This is a genomic window from Thiomonas intermedia (genome assembly GCF_002028405.1).
Taxonomy (GTDB): domain Bacteria; phylum Pseudomonadota; class Gammaproteobacteria; order Burkholderiales; family Burkholderiaceae_C; genus Thiomonas; species Thiomonas intermedia.
In genome coordinates this window covers 1,712,188-1,730,060 of record NZ_CP020046.1, presented here as the reverse complement: position 1 = coordinate 1,730,060, position 17,873 = coordinate 1,712,188, and the positions used below count along the sequence as shown (strand labels likewise).

Sequence of the window (17,873 nt, the reverse complement as noted above, 5' to 3'; positions counted from 1 at the left end):
GCGGCTCCGGCGTGTCAGCAAGCAGCGATCGATCAGGTGTGACGGGGCGGGGCGTGCGACCAGGGTCGCAGAAAGCGTTCCGGACTGCGCGGGGCCCAGGCCAGCGCAGTGGACTGGGCATAGCGCAGCCCGGTCGGGGTTGATGCGGAGGCTGCGATGTGCGGCAGCAGACCCGTTGGGGCATGATCGCCGCTACAAGCCTGCGAGGGCAGCAGCAACAGCACATACGGCGGATGGATTGGCGCGTGGTTCGCCGCCTTGCTGGCGCCCGCTGTCGATGGCGTGATCGCCGGGGTTGCGCAATAAGGCAGGGACACGGCCTGCACCTGCGCCTGCTGTGCCCACGCCAACGGCTGCAGCGCGAGGCAGGCCACGACCAGCCAGATCAGGCTGGACAGACGCCGTAGCGGCGCGAACGAAGGTCGGGCAAGGGGCAACATAGGTTTTCGCGCATGTTACGCAGAACCGTCCTGATCGTGCCGAAACAAAGTGTCACGACTGCACGGGCGGCGCTTGGCCCTACCATGACGCCATGCAGAATCTCGTCCCCTCCGAACCCAGGCCTTACACCCGCGCGGCACAACTGCCCGCCCTGCTGCAACAGCGCATCGTCATCCTCGATGGCGCCATGGGCACCATGATCCAGCGCTTCAAGCTCAGCGAGGCGCAGTACCGTGGCGAGCGCTTCAAAAACTGGCCGCGCGACGTCAAGGGCAATAACGAACTGCTCAGCCTGACCCAGCCGCAGATCATCCGCGACATTCACGAGGGCTATCTGGCCGCGGGCGCCGACCTCGTCGAGACCAACACCTTCGGCGCGACCACCGTGGCGCAGGACGACTACGGCATGGCCGAGCTGGTGGACGAGATGAACGAAGCCTCGGCGCGCCTGGCGCGTGCGGCCTGCGACAAATTCAGCACGCCGGACAAGCCGCGCTTCGTCGCGGGGGCGCTCGGGCCCACGCCCAAGACGGCGAGCATCAGCCCGGACGTGAACGATCCCGGCGCGCGCAACGTCGACTTCGAAACCCTGCGCGCCGCCTATGCGCAGCAGACGCGGGCGCTGATGCGCGGCGGCGCCGACGTCATTCTGGTCGAGACCATTTTCGACACCCTCAACGCCAAGGCCGCGCTGTTCGCCATCGACGAAGTGTTCGAGGCCACCGGCGAGCGCCTGCCCATTCTCATCAGCGGCACCGTCACCGACGCTTCGGGGCGCATCCTCTCCGGCCAGACGGTCACGGCATTCTGGTCCAGCGTGCGCCACGCCCAGCCCCTGGCCGTGGGGCTGAACTGCGCGCTCGGCGCCACGCTCATGCGGCCCTACCTGCAGGAGCTGGCCAAGGCGGCGCCCGACACCTTCATCAGCTGCTACCCCAACGCCGGGTTGCCCAATCCGATGAGCGACACCGGCTTCGACGAAACCCCCGAAGTCACCTCGCGCCTGCTGCACGAATTCGCCGCGGAAGGTCTGGTGAACATCGTGGGCGGCTGCTGCGGCACCACGCCCGACCACATCGCCGCCATCCAGGCCGCGGTGAAGAGCGAAGCGCCGCGCGCGCGCCACCGCGCTGGCTTCTACGCCGACGCGGCCTGATTCACCTTGACCATCGCGGGCTTTGCCCGGCGCGCCGCATCCATTGCGGCGGCCGGGGCAAAATCGTGATTCCGCCCCATCCTTGCAGGAGACTCAAGATGCAACTGCCCGATATCCGCGTCGGCGACCGCTGGGTGTTCGTCACGCGCACCCAGGAAGAAGCCGAGCGCGGCGAGCCCGGCCTGATCCTGGCCAGCCACGTCACGCAGATCGGCCCGCAGGGCGAGGTGCACATCGAAGTGCAGCGCACCAACAAACCCGATTCGCCTGTGCTGAAGAACATCTATTCGAAGCAGTTCGATCTGCTGTCGCGCGAAATCGTGCCGGGCGAGGCCATCGAATACAAACCGGCGTTCCCCCAGTTCGACTTTCCGCTGAGCGTGGGCAAGAACTGGAAGGACACCATCACCCAGAGCCAGCCCGAATGGGATCTGCAGACCCGCCTGGGCGTAAGCGTGAGCGTAGAGGCCGAGCAGACCATCACCGTGCCCGCCGGCACGTTTCACGCCTACCGCCTGCAGGGCCATTACACCGCGGCGCAGGCCACGGTGATGACGCATTACTGGTACGCGCCGGCGGCAGGCCGAGCGGTCAAGGGCATCGAAGACACGCTGTCGATCAACGGCGTGCGCACGAGGCTGATCTACGAGCTGCAGTCGCTCAACCGGCTGCGGGCCTGACGTTGAACCGGCGCAGGGCCTGCGTCTTCCAGCCCAGAGCGCGGTAGTAGAGCTTCTGCGGCAGGGTGCGCGGGCGGGCGAACTGGAGAATCCACGCCGTGCGCGTCTGCGGGGAGGCGTTCGGGCCGCTGGCATGCAGCAGATTCGGATGGTGCACGATGGCCCCTCCGGCCTCGATGGGCACGTCCACCGCGGCGGACGGGTCGAAGCCTGTGGCCATCACATAGTGCGTGTTCTGAGCGGTGGGAAGGGTCTCGTGCGGGTAGCGCTGACCGCCATGCGTGCCGGGCACATAGCGCATGGCGCCCCCGTGCAAGGCCACGTCGGCCATGGGAATCCAGAAATGCACCCGGTGTTTGCAGCGCCAGGGCTCCACCTTTTCGTAATAGCAGTCTTGGTGCCAGAACGTGCCCGTGCCCACGCCGCCGGGTTTGCGGATGACGTGTTCGAACACGCACTCGACGGGCGTCTCCAGAAGCTGTTCGGCATAGCGCTGACAGCGCCGATAGACCTCGGTGCTCAACAGCTGCGGCTCGCGCTCGGTGGTGCGCAGAATTTCGACGGAAACCGCCTGACCGTTGCGCAGCTGCGTCCAGTCGTCGGGCGTTGCGGCCTGATGGGCGGCGAAGAGACCATCGAGAAGCTGCCCCACCTCGGCCACCGCGTCCCGCGAGAACAGCCCGGGCAAGGCGAGATAGCCGTCTTGTTGCCAATGATGCAAATCCTGTGCGGTCGGCGCTTGAGGGATGGGGGAATCGTCAGGCATGGAACCTCCGGGAAGCATGGGTCGAAAGCGGCGTGAAGTCGGACCGGGGCTGCAGGTGCAATATCCGCGCCCGTCTGTTGGCCAGAAAACGCCGACCTTGATGAGGCCGGGACCTTATGCTGCACCGCAGCAGTGCAATGGCGCACGATGGGAGTGCCATTTGCGCGTCGATGGCACATAACGATGTAAAAAATGCATTGCAATTGATTTATTCACGAAACAGTATTCGTTGAATGGCGGGCTTTGCTCGCTGAAAGCCTTTCGCTTTCGATATGGAGGGCCTCGCGCATCTCTGGTGTCGGGCACCAGGGGCGTCTCTCGCAAGGGCAGGGCCTGGCCCGGGAATTGCTGCATAGCAGCGAGGGCTGCGAAGCCGGCAGTCCGGGTCGACCAGCCTGCGCACAAGCGCAGGCTGGTCGAATGACCATCCGGTCAGGTCAGGAGGATGCCCCATGGTGCGCGGAGCCGTGCAGTCGTCTTACGACAATGCCGAAATCGTTTTGCGTGTGGCCGATATCGCCTTCATCGCGCTGGTGCTGCACGGCAGTCTGTGGCTGGTCGGCCAGTCCACGACCGACATGGCCTTTTTCCTCACGACGACCGCGCTGCTCTACTTTCAGCTCGGTGCGCGGTTCTGGAACCTCTACGGCTCCTGGCAGTTGCTGCCCTTGCACGAAGAAGCCAGGCAACTGGTCATCGTCTGGTTCGCCGTGCTCTCCGCGCTGCTCGCCACCGGCTTTGCCCTGCATGTCACGTCCGACTACTCGCGGCTGTCTCTGGGGCTTTGGGCGCTGGCGGTGCCGGCCTGCATGCTCGGACTGCGAGCCTATCTGCGTCACCGCGTGGAGCGCAACGCCCGCCGGGGAGTGGACATCCGCATCCTCGCCTTCGTCGGGGCCAACCGCACGGCCGAGCGCATCGCGCGTCACTTCCAGAGCCGTTTGTGGTCGGGCTTGCGTGTGGCCGGGGTGTATGACGACCGCGCGGTCAAACGGCTGAATCTGCAAAGCCTCTCGCTGGTCGGCAATATCGACGGTCTCGTGCGCGACGCCCGCGAGGGCAAGGTGGACTTCGTATTCATCACCCTGCCGATCTGCGCCGAGCACCGTATCGACCAGATCGTGCGCGAGCTGGCCGATGCCACGGCCTCGGTGTTCCTCGTCCCCGATGCCTACATCTTCGAGCGCAACCATGCCAATTGGCGTGAGGTGGCCGGCCATCCCATCATCAGCGTCTACGACTCGCCTTTTTTCGGCGTCAACGGATTGCTCAAGCGCATCGAGGACGTGGTGCTGTCCAGCCTCATTCTGCTGCTCATCAGCCCGCTGCTGTTGGCCATCGCCGCCGCGGTGCGGCTCACCTCGCCAGGCCCGGCGCTCTTCAAGCAGCGCCGCTACGGCCTCAATGGCCAAGTGGTGGAGGTGTGGAAGTTTCGCAGCATGACGGTGGCGGAAAACGGCGACAGCGTGGTGCAGGCCACGCGCGGCGACCGCCGCGTCACACCGCTGGGGGCCTTTCTGCGCCGCACCTCGCTGGACGAGCTGCCGCAGTTCTTCAACGTGCTGCAGGGGCGCATGTCCATCGTCGGCCCGCGCCCGCATGCCGTCGCGCACAACGAACAGTACCGCGCGCTGATACACGGCTACATGCTGCGTCACAAGGTCAAGCCCGGCATTACTGGCTGGGCGCAGATCAACGGCTGGCGTGGCGAGACCGACAGCGTGGACAAGATGGAGCGCCGGGTGGAGTACGACATGCACTACATCCGCAACTGGTCGCTGGTGATGGATCTGCGCATCATCGCCGCCACCGCGTTCAAAGGCTTTCGCGGGCAGAACGCCTACTGAGCGGGCACGATCATGGCCTACTTCGACATCCTCCTGCCGGTGAAGAACGGCGCGGCCTATCTCGCTGAGGCGCTCGACAGCCTGCGCGTGCAGACGATCGGCGACTGGCGGCTGCTGCTGCTCGATCATGGATCCACCGACCGTACCCTCGACATCGCCGAGTCGCGCGCCCGGATCGATCCGCGCATCCGCATCCACAGTCTGCCGCAGGCGCGCGGGCTGTCGGGCCTGCTCAACGCCGGGCTCGACCTGTGCGATGCCAAATACGTCGTCCGCCACGACGCCGACGACATCGCGCTGCCTGATCGGTTGCAGCACACCCGCGATGGCTTTGCCGCCCATCCGGATGGGGTGGCGCTGGGCGGGCAGCTCACCCAATTCGACGACCAGGGCCGCACCCTTGCCCAGCATCCCCTGCCCACCGCGCCGGGTCGCATCACCGCCGCCATGCTGTTTTGCAACCCGGTGGCTCACCCCACGGTGGCTCTGAGGCTGGATCGTCTCCAGGCGCTGGGCGCGCGCTATGGCGTGGCATTCGGTCAGGGTATCCCAGCCCGGCCGATGCCTGAGTTCGAGAACCTGGTTGAAGACTATTTTCTGTTCGGACAACTCGCCCTGTGGGGCCTGGTGGCCAATCTGCCGCAACGGCTCATCCGCTACCGCATGCACTCGGGCGGCGTAGGGCGGCAGAAATTCGCGGCGCAAATGGCGGCTTCGCATGCCGTTTCGCTGCACTTGGCCGCGCGCCTGAGCGAGATGCACGGCACGCCTGCCTTCGACCCCACGCCGTTCTGCAACCACGGCGGCATGCTTTACGACCTGGGCGATCGCGGTGACTTCCGCGCCGAGTATGCCGCGCTGCGCACGGCGCTGCAGCGCACCGACATGGATCGCGCAGGCCTGCGCCGCGAACTGGCCTACCGCCGTGTGCTCAGCCAGCGCAGCCGACCCGCCATGCTGGCCCGCTATGCCCAATTTCGCAGCACCCACCGGCCGGCGATGAACGAGCAGACCACGGTCAAGCTTCACCTCATGGGCCGCAAGGGGCCCAGCGCCGTGTTGTCGCAGACGCTGGCCGCCGCCTGAGCGCCCTAGAGACAGCCACCGCCAGCCATCGCCGCCATGGACATCGCCTACCTCATCCTCGCCCACGACCAGCCATCGCATCTGCGGGCGCTGGTCAAGCGGCTGTCCACGCCCGACAGCCGGTTCTACGTGCACATCGACCGCAAGTCGCGCCTCGAAGATTTTCAGGGCATGGGCGATCTCCCCATTCGCTGGGTGCAAGACCGCGTGCGGGTGTTCTGGGGCGATTACTCGCAGGTCGAAGCCATTCTGCGGTTGATGGGCCTGGCCCTGTCGGACCCGGATTTCACTCCCGCGCGGCTGGTGCTGCTCAGCGGCGCCGACTATCCGGTGCGATGCAACGCCGAGTTGCACGCCTTCTTCCAGGCCCATGCAGATCAGGAATTCATCGATCTGGTGCCGATCCCTTCGACCGAACGCAACAAGCCTCTGGCCCTGCTGACCACCTACCATCCGAGCGATACAGCCTCGCCCTTGATCAACCGCATCAAGCGGGTGGCGCAGCGCCTCGGCCTGCTGCCGCGGCGGCGCGATCACATCCCTGCGCTCGGTGGGATGCAACCCTACGGCGGTGCCACCTGGTGGGCTCTCAGCCCGGAGGCCGCGGCGCATGTCGTCGCGTTTCTGGAAAGCCATCACGAGTACACCGAGTTTTTCAGGCACGCCGTCTGCCCCGACGAATCGTGCTTTCACACCGTCCTGGGCAATTCGCCCTATGCCGCGGCGATACGACCCAGTCTGACCTATTCCGACTGGAGCACCCAGCGCCATCGTCCCGAGCCGCTGACCCTGGCGCATGCGGAATTTCTCGCCCACGACCCCGAGCGGCAACCCAGCAAGATCTGGCCGCACACCCAGCCCTTTCTCTTCGCGCGTAAGTTCGGGCCCGAATCGCGCGATCTGCTGCGCCTGCTCGATGCCTTGCTCGACAGCGAAGCCGCGCCGCCGCCGTGCGCAAAGCCCCGGACCGAGCCCCTTCCGGTGCCCGCGCTGGCGGGCTGACGCAGACGCTCCGAAGGAATCCGCACATGGAACTCTATGTCTTTCGCGGCGCCAGTCCGAATTTCGGCGACGAGCTCAACCCTTGGCTCTGGCCGCGACTTCTCGGGGACGTGTTCGACGGAGCGGGCGATCTGTTCATCGGCATCGGCTCCACGATTCAGTCGGGCTTCAATCCGAGCCGCCGCAAAGTGGTCTTCGGCGCAGGTTATGGGGGTTACACCGCCACGCCTGTGCTCGACGCCTCCTGGGCCATCTATTTCGTGCGCGGCAAGCTCAGCGCGCGAAAGCTGGGGTTGGCCCAGGACAAAGCCCTTGGCGACGCGGCCATCCTTATCCGCAGCCTGAATATCCAGCGGCAGGCCGTGCCCGGCCGCGTCTCCTTCATGCCGCACTGGGAGAGCGTCTGGCCGGGCCGGTGGGAAGACGCATGCCGTCTTGCCGGCGTGCAGTTCATCGACCCGACGGCGCCGGTGGACACGGTCCTGGAGGCGATCACCGGTTCGGAGCTGTTGCTGACCGAGGCCATGCATGGCGCCATCGTCGCCGACGCGCTGCGCACGCCCTGGGTCGCAGCCGCCCCAGCGCAGCAGCACCGCATGAAATGGAACGACTGGGCTTCGGCGCTGGACCTACGCATCGAATGGGACACGCTGCCCCGCAGTTCCCTGCTCGAACAGGCGCTGCATTTGGCCCCGCGAGGCAGTCGGCTGGCGGGGCAACTGTCGGCCCGGCGGCGCGCCACGGCGACCCTGCGCGATCACACCCCGGGATGGTGGATCGAGCGGGCTGCGCAACACCTGCGCAGGCTGGCCGACAACGCGCGACCCAGCCTGAGCCGAGACACGGTGCTGAACAGCGTGCATGCGCGCATGCTTGATCAGCTCGAAACCTTCGTTCGCCACGAAGGCCGTGGCCGCGTTCTGGTCTGACCCGGCGGCACCCGATAGATCGAACCTGAAGGAGTCGCCATGAATCCCAACACAGCGCCCACCTTCAACGCCCGATGGCAAGCGGCCGAGCCCGTCGAAGTCAGCGTGGTCATCTGCACACGCAACCGGGCGCGGCAACTCACCGCCTGTCTCGATCGCTTTCATCATCAAGACACCGCGGTGCGCTGGGAATTGCTGATCGTCGACAACGCCTCGACCGACGACACCCGCGCCGTGGCCGACGCTTTCATCGCTGGGCTGGACGCACCAGCCTGCGTGCTGCGCGAAGGCGCCCGCGGCAACGGCGCCGGACGCAACGCGGCATTGCCATGGGCGCGGGGAACCGTCATCGGCTTTACCGATGACGACTGCTACGTCGCGGCCGATTATGTCGAGCAACTCGCGCAAACCTTCCGCAACCACCCGGTCGACTACATCGCCGGTCGCATCCTGCTCTACGACCCCGACGACGCGCCCGTGACCATCGCCGAGTCCACCGAGCCGCGCGACGTGCCGGCCCACCGGCCAGTGCCCGGCGCCTTCATCCAGGGCGCCAATATGGCCTTTCGCCGCGAACCGCTGGTGCGGCAGGGCGGGTTCGACCCGGTGTTCGGCGCCGGCGCGCGATTTGCCGGAGAAGACTGGGAAGTGGCCATGCGCGTGAGCGACGCGGGAGGCGCCGGGCGCTACGAGCCTCGTGTGCTGGTCTGGCACCATCACGGCCGCAAGGCGCCCGACGTGCCAGCCCTGTGGCGCTTCTACCTCATCGGCGAGGGCGCGCTGTACGCCAAGACGCTGCTGCACAGCCGCTTCAAGTGGGCCATCTTCGCCATGCTGCTGCGCGCGCTGCGGGCGCAATTCACCTGGCGACCGACGCGGCCCTTTTTCTTTCTCGTGCGCGGCTTTGTCCACTATCTCGCCCTGCAGACGCGGACCGCCGGTCGACCGCGTCCGTCGGCCGGGGCTGCCCCATCATGAGCAGTACGCCGCCGCCCAGTCTGAAGGCGCAGGCCTTCTCCGCCGTGCGCTGGACGGCGATCTCTGCCGCCACGGGCGCCATCGTGCAGTTGCTGCAGGTGGTGATGCTCACCCGCATCCTCACCCCGGCCGACTATGGGGTCATGGCGATCGTGGCCGCCGTGCTCACCTTTCCCTGGGTGCTCAACGGCACGGGGCTGAACAGTGCTTTCATTCACCGCCGCAACGTCACCGAGGGCGAGCGCTCCAGCCTGTTCTGGGCCGGCGTGATCTTTGCCCTGCTGCTCGGCGCGGCCGTGCTGGCGCTGGCGCCGCTGATCGCCTGGCTCTATGGCGATGCGCGCCTGCTGCCGCTGCTGGCGCTGTCGTCAGCCACCTTTCTGGTCAGTGGGGTGGGGGCGCAGTTCCGTATGAACGCCGAGAAGCATCTGCGCTTCAAACCGATGGCGGTGATCGAAACCATCGCCGCAATGGCGAGCATGCTCGTGGCCGTGCTCACCGCCTGGGTAGGCGCCGGCCCCTACACCCTGGTCTGGGCCAGTCTGACCGGCGCGCTGGTCAACAGCGGTCTTTCCTGGAGGTATCTCTCCGCCGACTGGAAGCCCGCCTGGCACCTGTCGTGGCGGGAGCTCAAGCCCTTCGTGCATTTCGGCCTGGCCGCGGTGTCCAGTGCGCTGGTGAGCAATCTCAACCGCAGCCTCGACATCATGGTGCTGGGCAAGTTCGTGCCGCCGGCCAGCCTGGGCCTCTACAGCGTGCCACGCAACTTCATGTACCAGATGCAGAACTTCGTCAACCCGATCATTTCAAGGGTGGGCTTTCCGTTGATTTCGAGCGTGCAGACGGATCGCGCGCGGGTGCGCAGCATCACCGCCTCCACGCTCAATATGGTCGGCGCGCTCAACGCGCCGGTCTATGCGGGCATGGCGCTGTTCGCCGAACCGCTGGTGCGCGTGCTGTTCGGCGGCGAGTGGCACGGCACCGGGCATCTGCTGGCCATCCTCGCCGTAGTGGGCTATGTGCGCTCGATGTTCAGCCCCATCCGCGACCTGATTCTGGGGGTGGGCCAGGCCGGGCGAGAGCTGCTGTGGAATCTGATGATTCTGGGGTTCTATCTGCCGGCGATCTTCATCGGTGCGTGGCTGGGACCATTGTGGCTGGCCATTCTGCTGGCGGGCGCGACGGCGGCACTGCTGGTACCGGCATGGGTTGGCATTTTCCGGCCGCTGGCCGACATCGGCGCGGGTGAATTTGCCTTGCTGGTGCTGCGACCGCTGTTGTTGGCCATGCTGAGCATGCTGCCCGCGCTGTTGCTGGCGCGGGAGTGGTCGCAGCCGCTCATGCAGCTGGTGGTTGCCGCAGCCGTCGCGGCGCCGCTCTATCTGTTGCTCAATCTGTTCGCGAACCGGTTTTTTGTCGATGCTCTGCTGCGTCTGCTGCTGTTTCGTCGGGCCGCGGCGAATGCCCCGACATGACGCAACTTCGAGCCGCGAAACCTTGCGGGGGCAGCGTCACGCGGCCTGCCGCCGTGTTGGTCGTGGCCATGGCGCTGCTGGACGGGGGCGGCGCGCAGGCTGCGACTTTTCCGCCCTCGCTGGAAACGCTTCCGGTGGTCCAGTTCCCGGGGCTGCACCCGGTGGTGCAGCTTCAGCACTCCTGCTCCGGCAATCTGTTCGGGCTGAGCAGCGGCGCGGCTGCGCAAGCGGCCTTCGGTGACGACCAACTGTCCGACTGTTGGACCACTGCGCAGGCCGGGCTGCGCTACGACGACGGCGGTGCCGTCGGCCGCCTGCACGGCCATGCGCTGCTGGATCGCACCGTCTATCAGCATTACCGCGCGCTCGACGACACCGGGCACGACGTGTCTCTGGGCTACGACCTCAATCATGCGCCGCAGTGGAACCTCTACCTCGGCGCCAGCGACACCTCGACCCAGCAGGATCTCACCATGCTGCAGGCGCCGCTGCGCGACAGGGTGCGCCAACAGGTGCTCAGCGCAGGCGGCGCGCATGCGCTTGTCGGCCGGGTCGACGCCACGGCGGACGCGGCGTGGATCCGCATTCGCAACGACGCGCCGAGCCAGCGTCCGTACGACATGAACATCGCCCAGTTGCGCGCCGGTCCGCGCTACACCAGTGCGGCCGGCAACACCCTCGCCTTCTCGCTGGGTGCGCAACAGGGCCGCTATCCGAATGCCTCGCAGCAGGTGGGCGGCACGCCCCCGGTCGGCTATCGGCAGATCGACGGCGCGGCCCGCTTCGCCTGGACGGACGATGCGTTCTGGAGGCTCGGCGGCGCGTTCGGCTATCTGCGCTATCGCGCCGATGGCTCGGGCGTCGGCCACTTCAGCGGCCTGGTGGCCGATCTCGCCGCCAGGCGGGCGCTCACAGCGGCCACGGCGCTGCAAGGGTCGGTCTACCGCAAGCTCGTGCCCTACAACACCCTCACCACCCGCTACCAGGTGCTCACTGGCGGGCAGATCGGCCTGTCGTGGCAGCTCAGTGCCGCAGTTCATCTGCAGGCCGATTACAGCCTCGGGCATGCCGACTATCCCGGCACGTCCAGACGCGACCGCCTCCAGCGCGCGGAGTTCGTCGCGGCCTACCAGCCGAGACCGGGCACGCAACTTGCACTGCGTTACGCACATAGCGAGCGACGGTCCAACGCGCTCAACAGCAGCTATGCCCACCACGACGTCAGCCTGTTGTTGAGGCAGGCTTTCTGAACCGCTCAGGAGACCTTGCTGCCATGCGCCATCGCCTTTCCTTCCCGCCCGCGCTTGTTCTGGTCGGTTTCGGCCTCGCCCTGATCCTCGCGTTGCTTTCGGGCCGCGCCCAGGCTGGCGAGTATCTGCTCGGGCCAGGAGACATCGTTGGCGTGACCGTCTACGGGCATCCCGAACTGCAGGCACCCGCCGTCCAGGTGGACGCGCAGGGGCAGGTGGTGTTGCCGCTGCTCGGCTATGTGCCGGTAGGCGGTTTGAGTGCCACGGCGGCGGGCAAGGCTATTGCCGCGCGCCTCAAGGAAGGCGGTTTTCTGCTCAAACCCTACGTCAACGTGCTGGTTGACAAGTACTACAGCCAGCAGGCCGTGGTGCTGGGCGCGGTGAACAAGCCGGGCAAATACGTGCTCGACAGCGGCAGCCGTGTCACCGATCTGCTGGCGCTGGCCGGTGGCGTGAGCCCGGCCGGTGCGGACACCGTGATTCTGCAGCGCACGCAGGGCGGCAAGCAGGTGGACACGCCCATTCGCCTCGATGCGCTCTTTTCCGGGCGCGCCGTGGCCGATCCCGCGGTGACCTCGGGCGATGTGCTCTATGTGCCACAGGCCCCGGTGTTCTACATCGAGGGTGAAGTGAACAAGCCGGGCGCCTATCGTCTCGCTCCGGGCATGACGCTGCTGCAGGCCGTCGCCCTGGGCGGTGGGCTCACGCGGCGCGGCACTCTGGGAGGCGCTTCCATTCACCGCGACGTCGCCGACGGCAAGCCGACGATAGAGCGCGCGGGTGCCGATACGCCCATTCGCCCCGACGATGTCATCGACATCGGCCAAAGCCTGTTCTAGGAGCCGCCATGGACCTTCAGGGATTGCTGCTCACCCTTCGCGCTCGCTGGCTGACCATCGCCGCCTTCGCCTTCATCGTGGCGGCCGTGGCCGGCGTCACCACCAAGCTGCTGCCCAAACATTACATCGCGACCGCGCAGGTGGTGGTCAACAGCCAGTACGTCAACCCCGTCACCGGGGTGCAGATGCAGGGCATGTTGATCCCGGCCTACCTCAACACCCAGAGCATGATTCTGACCAACCGCACCACCGCGCTGAAGGTGGTCGACGCGCTGCATTTGGCCGACGATCCGGCCTGGCAGGCGCAGTACGCCGCCCTTGCCGACAAGCTCACGCCTGGTGCGGGCAGTCTGCGCGAGTGGATCGCGCAGAGCCTGCTGTCCAAGTTCAAGGTGGGCGCCTCCGATCGCGACAACATCATCTCCATGAGTTACACCGCGGGTCGGCCCGATCAGGCGGCGCGCGTGGCCAATGCCTTCCTCGACGCCTATCTGCAGGCCAACCTCGCCTTGCGCACCCAGCCGGCCGAGCGCACCGCCCAGTGGTATGCAGCGCAGCTCAAGGTGCAGCAGGCCGATGCCGAGCGGGCGCAGGCCCGGCTGGTCGCCTATCAGAAGGAGCACGGCGTCATCCTCACCGATCAAGACCCGCAGGCCGCTGCACCCTTGCAGGCCCTGGCCGCGCAACAGGCCGCCGCCGCTGCCATCAACTATGCCGACACGTCGCGCGCCCAGGTCGCGGCCGACCACAGCGCCGACGTCATGCGCGACCCGGTGGTGCAGTCGCTCAAGACCAGCCTGGCGCAGGCGCAGGCCCGTCTCAGTCAGCTGGCCAAGACCGAAGGCCCCAACAACCCGCAGTACCTCGCCGCCCAGGCCGAGGCCGACAGCCTGCAGATCAAGCTCGGCCAGCAGATCGCCACCGTGCAGCGCGCCGTGCAGAGCACCGCGCAGGTGTCGCGCCAGAGCATGGCCGACATGCAGGCTGCGGTGCGCGCGCAGCAGCAACGCTTCGTTGCCGACAACACCCTCAAGGCCGAGGGTCAGTTCCTGGTGCAGCAGGCCGCCAATGCGCAAAAGCTCTACGGCGCCACGCTGCGCGCCTATCAGGAAAGCCAGATGCTGTCCAAATCCGACCAGACCGACATCACCGTGCTCAGCCGGGCGGTGCCCCCGCTCACGCCCACCGGCCCGCGCACCCTCATCAGCGTGGCCGTGGGTGGGCTGCTCGGTCTGGTTCTGGGCATGTCGGTGGCGCTGGCGCTCGAACAACTGCGGCGCAAGGTGCGCTCGGTGCAGGAGGTCATCGATCTGACCGGCGCCCCGTTGTTGGGGACGGTGCAGCTGCGCCCCCTGTTGCTGCGTTGATGGAGATGCCCATGGACATTCCCGCGTCTGCCGATCCCATACCCGTGCGTCTGGCCCAGCGCTTCGGCACCCACGCCCAGGGGCCGCTGTTGAGGTCGGCCTTTCCGCCGGGACCCGGCCCGACCCTGGCCGCCGATACCGGGCGCGACCTCAAGCTCGGGCAGTTGCTGCTCGATTCCGGCAAGCTGAGCGCGGCCGATGCCGAGCGCGTGCTGCGGCTGCAGAAGGCCGAAAACCTGCGCTTCGGCGACGCCGCACTGCGACTGGGGCTGGTCAGCGAGCAGGACGTGCTGCTCGCGCTGGCGCGGCAGTTCGACTACCCCGTCCTCGCGCCGGGGGCCCATGGCTTCAGCGACGAGCTGCTTGCCGTCTACCAGCCCTTCACCCCGCAGGTCGAGCAGTTGAGGGCGCTACGCAGCCAGCTCGTCCTGCGCTGGTTCGGCTCGGGGCGCCGTTGCCTGGCCCTGGTCGGCACGGCGGCAACCGGCAGCATGAGCAACCTCGCGGCCAATCTGGGGGTGGTGTTTTCGCAGCTCGGCGAGCGCACCTTGCTGATCGATGCCGACCTGCGGCGACCGCTGCTTCACGGCCTGTTCAATCTGCCCGCGCGGTACGGTCTGGCCGACGTGCTGATCGGCCGCGCCGGGCTGGATGCCGCGGTGCGTCTCGAGCCATTGCCCGGCCTCACCGTCCTGGGGGCCGGCACCCTGCCGCCCAATCCCGCCGAGCTGTTGGCCCGGCCAGCCTTTGCCGAGTTGTTGATGCACGCGGCAGACGCCTTCGACGTCGTGCTTGTGAACACCGCTCCCGGCCATCTCGCCGAGATCCTGCCGGTCTGCGCAGCCACTCAGGGCGCGCTGCTGCTGGCCGACCAGCACCTGAGCCCCGCGGCGGAATTGCGCAGCATCGCCGCAGCCATCCAGCAGTCCGGCGCCGCGCTGGTGGGCAGCGTGCTGAACCAGCGTTGAGGCCTGAAGGCACGCCATGCCGTTCCCGGCTCTGCGAGTGCAATGGCGTGACCATGCGGTCGCCTCCATGGTCGTCGTCACGGGGCTGGTGCTCGCGTTGCTGGGGGGCTGGGGCGCCGGTCATCTGATGATCGACGGCCGTCATCTGCTGATTCTGATGGTGGCTGTGGCCGCCAGCTTCGTGCTCGGTCTGCTGTTCTTGTATGCCCGCGAAACGCTGCTGCTCCTCATCATCCTGTTTCGCTCCAACCTCGACCCCATTCTGGGCATGACCAAGATTGGCGGCGGCAGCGCCGGCATAAGCCTGGGCGGGCTGTTCAACGCCCTGATCCTCGGCCTGCTCGTCATGGAACTGCTGGGCCGTCGGCGCGTGCCCATCGCGCGGCTGCTGGTGCGAACCTGGCTACCCTTGCTCACCGTCATGGTGATCACGCTGGCGTATACCCCGCGGCTGGTGGCCGGCATCAAGAACGACCTCGCGCTGATGTCGTATGCCGCCATCTTTCTCCTGGCCTTCGTCTATGTACGCGACAGGCCCAGCCATGACTTCTGGCTGCGCGCCGTGCTGCTTTCCAGTGTGGGCCCGGCGCTGTTCGGCTTGTATCAGGCGCTGACCCATACCGGATTTCAGGCCCCCGCCTACGAAGGCGACGGACTGCGCATCGACAGCACCTTCACCCATCCCAACATCTTTGCTTTCTACCTGGTGTTGATGGTGTCCATGTTGTTCGTGGCGTGGCGCGGCGGCCTGATCGAGGTGAGCGCGAAGGTGAGACGGCTGTTGCCGATCTACATCCTGCTGCTGCTGTTTCTGCTCATGGGCACGAAGACGCGCAGTGCCTGGGGCGCCATGGCGTTTTTCTTTCTGGCCTATGCCTTGTTCATGGAGCGCAAGTTGCTGCCGCTGTTGCTTCTGGCGGGCTTTGCCTCCCTGCTGCTGCCCGATGTGCGCGAACGCATCAGCGAACTCACCACCGGCAACAGCGGCATGTACTACCAGCCGCTGAACTCGTTTGCCTGGCGCAAGGAAATGTGGGCTGCCGCGCTGCGCTTCATGGAGCCCGTGCATTTCCTCTACGGCTATGGCAAGGAGTCGTTCGAGTATTACTCGCGCCAGTTCTTCCCCATGTTCGACGGAGGAGGGCCCCCGGCACACAACGTCTACATGCAGGTGTTCTTCGACGGCGGCCTGCTGGGCCTGGGCGGTTTTCTGTGGCTGTTGCTGAGCACCGGGGCGCTGGTGGCGCAGGTGCGCAAGACGGATCGTCTGGAGGGCTTTCTGTGGATCACCCTGGTGCTCGAATTCGCCATGGTGTCCGTCTCCGACAACATGCTCGACTACCTCGTGTTCCAGTGGTATTTCTGGTTCGTTCTGGGGGTCGGACTGAGCCTGCACGAGGTACGGCTGGCCCAGCGCACGCGGCCGCAGGGGCAGGCCGTGACGTCCGGCCCTGAGATCGTGCGGCCTGGCCTGCGGGGCCTCGCATGACCACCCAGGCGCAGACGGCGCGCACCGACTGGGTGGACGCTGCGAAGGGCATCGGCATCGTCCTGGTGGTTTATGGCCATGTGGCGAGAGGGCTGCATACGGCGGGGCTGTATCCCGACGATCGGGCGTTTGCGCTCGTCGACGACGTGATCTACAGCTTTCACATGCCCTTGTTCTTTCTGCTGTCGGGGCTGTTCTTTCAGCCATCGCTCGACCGCTACGGCGCACGGCGTCTGATCGGCAACAAGGTCGACACGCTGCTCTACCCCTACTTCCTGTGGTCACTGATCCAGGGCGGTATCCAGATGATGCTCAGGGGCAGTACCAGCACGTCCATCACTTTTGGCGAACTCGTGCGCATACCGTGGCAGCCTCTGGATCAGTTCTGGTTTCTTTACGCGCTGTTTTTCATCGTCGTTCTATTCGGGGTTTCGCTTTCATGGGGGCCGCGCGGCCCCGTGGCCTGGGGTCTGATGGCGCTGCTGCTGATCGCTTACATCACCGGGCTGAACCCGCCCGTACCGGCTCTGTCCTACATCGCGCATTACGGCGTGTTCTTTGCGGCAGGGGTCCTGCTGGCGCCGCACCTGCGGTGGCTCGCGCGTCTGCACGGCCATGCAGGGGCCGCGCTGGCGGCGGCAGGGCTTTTCCTGGGCCTGCAGGCGACGTTCCACGTCGTGGCGCCCTGGATGGGCCTGGGCAGAGGGCTGGCGGCCTTCCTGCTTGCGATGGGGTCCATCTTTTGCGTGATGCTGCTCGCGCAGGCGGTCAAGCCCGCGCCGTTAGGCGGGCTGCAGGCGCTGGGCCGCCATTCGCTGGGCATCTATCTCATGCACATCCTCTTCGCCAGCGGCACGCGCATCATGCTGAGCCGCGTCTTCGGCGTGCACGACTTTTGGGTGCAATTGCTTGGCGGGGTCGCCGTCGGCCTGCTGGGGCCTTTGCTGCTGTCGGTCGCGCTCGATCGACTGCGGTGGAATGGGCTGCTGACCGCACCGCCGAAGCTGCGGTTTTCCCGTTGAGCACAAGGTCGACCCATGCGCGCCCGAGACGACCCTGATTGGCAAGCCGATCTGCGCCGCGTGAATCAGCCGCGGCCGCTGTTCAAGGAGCAGTCTTTGTGGGCCCTTGGCGTGTATCGCTATGGCCGCAGGGTGGACGTCCGCCCCGATGGCCTGCGCAAACGCCTGGCAACCCGCTGGTACTGGTTGCTGTTTCGTCTCGTCGAGACCGCCACGGGTATCAGCCTTCCCAAGAGTGCCGAGATCGGGGGCGGGCTGCGCATCTTTCATTTCGGCGGCATCTTCGTCCATCCTCAGACCCGCATCGGGCGCAACTGCACGTTGCGCCAGGGGGTGACGCTGGGCAACAAGACCGAGGGCGGCCCGGTGCCGGTGCTGGGCGACGAGGTTGAACTGGGCGCGTATGCCCAGGTTCTGGGCGGGGTGGTGCTGGGCCGCGGCTGCCGCGTCGGTGCCCTGTCAGTCGTCACGCGCGACGTGCCGCCGGGCGCGACGGTTGCCGGAGTTCCGGCACGGCCCTTGCATGGGGAAAGCGTCGGCAGTCTGCCGTCGCCCTGATCGCGGTTTGGGAGCGTCTG

General features: G+C 66.6%; 17 protein-coding genes. 15 read left to right on the top strand and 2 right to left on the bottom strand.

The features are described 5' to 3' along the window. Window positions 1-32 precede the first annotated feature (32 nt). Entirely contained in the window at window positions 33-440 is a 408-nt protein-coding gene (locus tag BVH73_RS08080) for a hypothetical protein (RefSeq protein ID WP_079417674.1), read from the bottom strand. Between the two features lie 92 nt (window positions 441-532). On the opposite strand from BVH73_RS08080, the gene BVH73_RS08075 reads away from it, so the two are divergent. Next, window positions 533-1,597, top strand: coding sequence for a homocysteine S-methyltransferase family protein (locus BVH73_RS08075; protein ID WP_079417672.1), 1,065 nt, complete (start codon window positions 533-535; stop codon window positions 1,595-1,597). Between the two features lie 98 nt (window positions 1,598-1,695). Continuing rightward, window positions 1,696-2,277: a hypothetical protein gene (locus BVH73_RS08070; protein WP_079417670.1), complete on the top strand. Its 582-nt coding sequence runs from the start codon at window positions 1,696-1,698 to the stop codon at window positions 2,275-2,277. Here BVH73_RS08070 and BVH73_RS08065 read toward each other — a convergent pair. After that, complete coding sequence (locus tag BVH73_RS08065; protein WP_169836765.1) at window positions 2,258-3,043, bottom strand: phytanoyl-CoA dioxygenase family protein; 786 nt, start codon at window positions 3,041-3,043, stop codon at window positions 2,258-2,260. The genes BVH73_RS08070 and BVH73_RS08065 overlap by 20 nt on opposite strands. Before the next feature lie 452 nt (window positions 3,044-3,495). On the opposite strand from BVH73_RS08065, the gene BVH73_RS08060 reads away from it, so the two are divergent. Genes BVH73_RS08060 through BVH73_RS08000 form a run of 13 tightly spaced genes read left to right on the top strand, consistent with a single transcriptional unit; the run spans window position 3,496 to window position 17,853 of the window. Then, entirely contained in the window at window positions 3,496-4,890 is a 1,395-nt protein-coding gene (locus BVH73_RS08060) for an undecaprenyl-phosphate glucose phosphotransferase (protein ID WP_079417666.1), read from the top strand. Window positions 4,891-4,902: 12 nt separating this feature from the next. Further along, window positions 4,903-5,976 carry a glycosyltransferase family 2 protein gene (locus BVH73_RS08055; protein WP_079417664.1) on the top strand — a complete coding sequence of 358 codons (1,074 nt, stop codon included), beginning with the start codon at window positions 4,903-4,905 and terminating at the stop codon, window positions 5,974-5,976. Window positions 5,977-6,012: 36 nt separating this feature from the next. Beyond that, window positions 6,013-6,978, top strand: coding sequence for a beta-1,6-N-acetylglucosaminyltransferase (locus BVH73_RS08050; RefSeq protein WP_079417662.1), 966 nt, complete (start codon window positions 6,013-6,015; stop codon window positions 6,976-6,978). Window positions 6,979-7,004: 26 nt separating this feature from the next. Further along, window positions 7,005-7,907 carry a glycosyltransferase family protein gene (locus BVH73_RS08045; RefSeq protein WP_079417660.1) on the top strand — a complete coding sequence of 301 codons (903 nt, stop codon included), beginning with the start codon at window positions 7,005-7,007 and terminating at the stop codon, window positions 7,905-7,907. A gap of 39 nt (window positions 7,908-7,946) precedes the next feature. Next, window positions 7,947-8,885: a glycosyltransferase family 2 protein gene (locus BVH73_RS08040; protein ID WP_079417658.1), complete on the top strand. Its 939-nt coding sequence runs from the start codon at window positions 7,947-7,949 to the stop codon at window positions 8,883-8,885. Then, window positions 8,882-10,360: an MOP flippase family protein gene (locus tag BVH73_RS08035; protein WP_079417656.1), complete on the top strand. Its 1,479-nt coding sequence runs from the start codon at window positions 8,882-8,884 to the stop codon at window positions 10,358-10,360. Before BVH73_RS08040 ends, BVH73_RS08035 begins: the two co-directional genes overlap by 4 nt. Then, window positions 10,357-11,610, top strand: a complete 1,254-nt coding sequence (locus tag BVH73_RS08030) for an outer membrane beta-barrel protein (protein WP_079417654.1) — start codon at window positions 10,357-10,359, stop codon at window positions 11,608-11,610. The genes BVH73_RS08035 and BVH73_RS08030 overlap by 4 nt, the downstream gene beginning before the upstream one ends. Before the next feature lie 23 nt (window positions 11,611-11,633). Continuing rightward, window positions 11,634-12,449, top strand: a complete 816-nt coding sequence (locus tag BVH73_RS08025) for an SLBB domain-containing protein (protein WP_079417652.1) — start codon at window positions 11,634-11,636, stop codon at window positions 12,447-12,449. A gap of 8 nt (window positions 12,450-12,457) precedes the next feature. Further along, the gene (locus BVH73_RS08020; protein WP_079417650.1) at window positions 12,458-13,816 is read left to right on the top strand and encodes a Wzz/FepE/Etk N-terminal domain-containing protein; all 1,359 of its coding nucleotides are present in this window, start codon (window positions 12,458-12,460) and stop codon (window positions 13,814-13,816) included. A gap of 11 nt (window positions 13,817-13,827) precedes the next feature. Next, window positions 13,828-14,784: a cyclic di-GMP-binding domain-containing protein, MshE-related gene (locus BVH73_RS08015; RefSeq protein ID WP_245800292.1), complete on the top strand. Its 957-nt coding sequence runs from the start codon at window positions 13,828-13,830 to the stop codon at window positions 14,782-14,784. 16 nt (window positions 14,785-14,800) lie between these two features. Continuing rightward, the gene (locus BVH73_RS08010; RefSeq protein ID WP_079417646.1) at window positions 14,801-16,273 is read left to right on the top strand and encodes an O-antigen ligase family protein; all 1,473 of its coding nucleotides are present in this window, start codon (window positions 14,801-14,803) and stop codon (window positions 16,271-16,273) included. Continuing rightward, a complete protein-coding gene (locus BVH73_RS08005) occupies window positions 16,270-17,295 on the top strand; it encodes an acyltransferase family protein (RefSeq protein WP_079417644.1) in 1,026 nt (341 codons plus the stop codon). The genes BVH73_RS08010 and BVH73_RS08005 overlap by 4 nt, the downstream gene beginning before the upstream one ends. 15 nt (window positions 17,296-17,310) lie before the next feature. Continuing rightward, window positions 17,311-17,853 carry a serine acetyltransferase gene (locus BVH73_RS08000; protein WP_079417642.1) on the top strand — a complete coding sequence of 181 codons (543 nt, stop codon included), beginning with the start codon at window positions 17,311-17,313 and terminating at the stop codon, window positions 17,851-17,853. The last annotated feature ends 20 nt before the right edge of the window (window positions 17,854-17,873 follow it).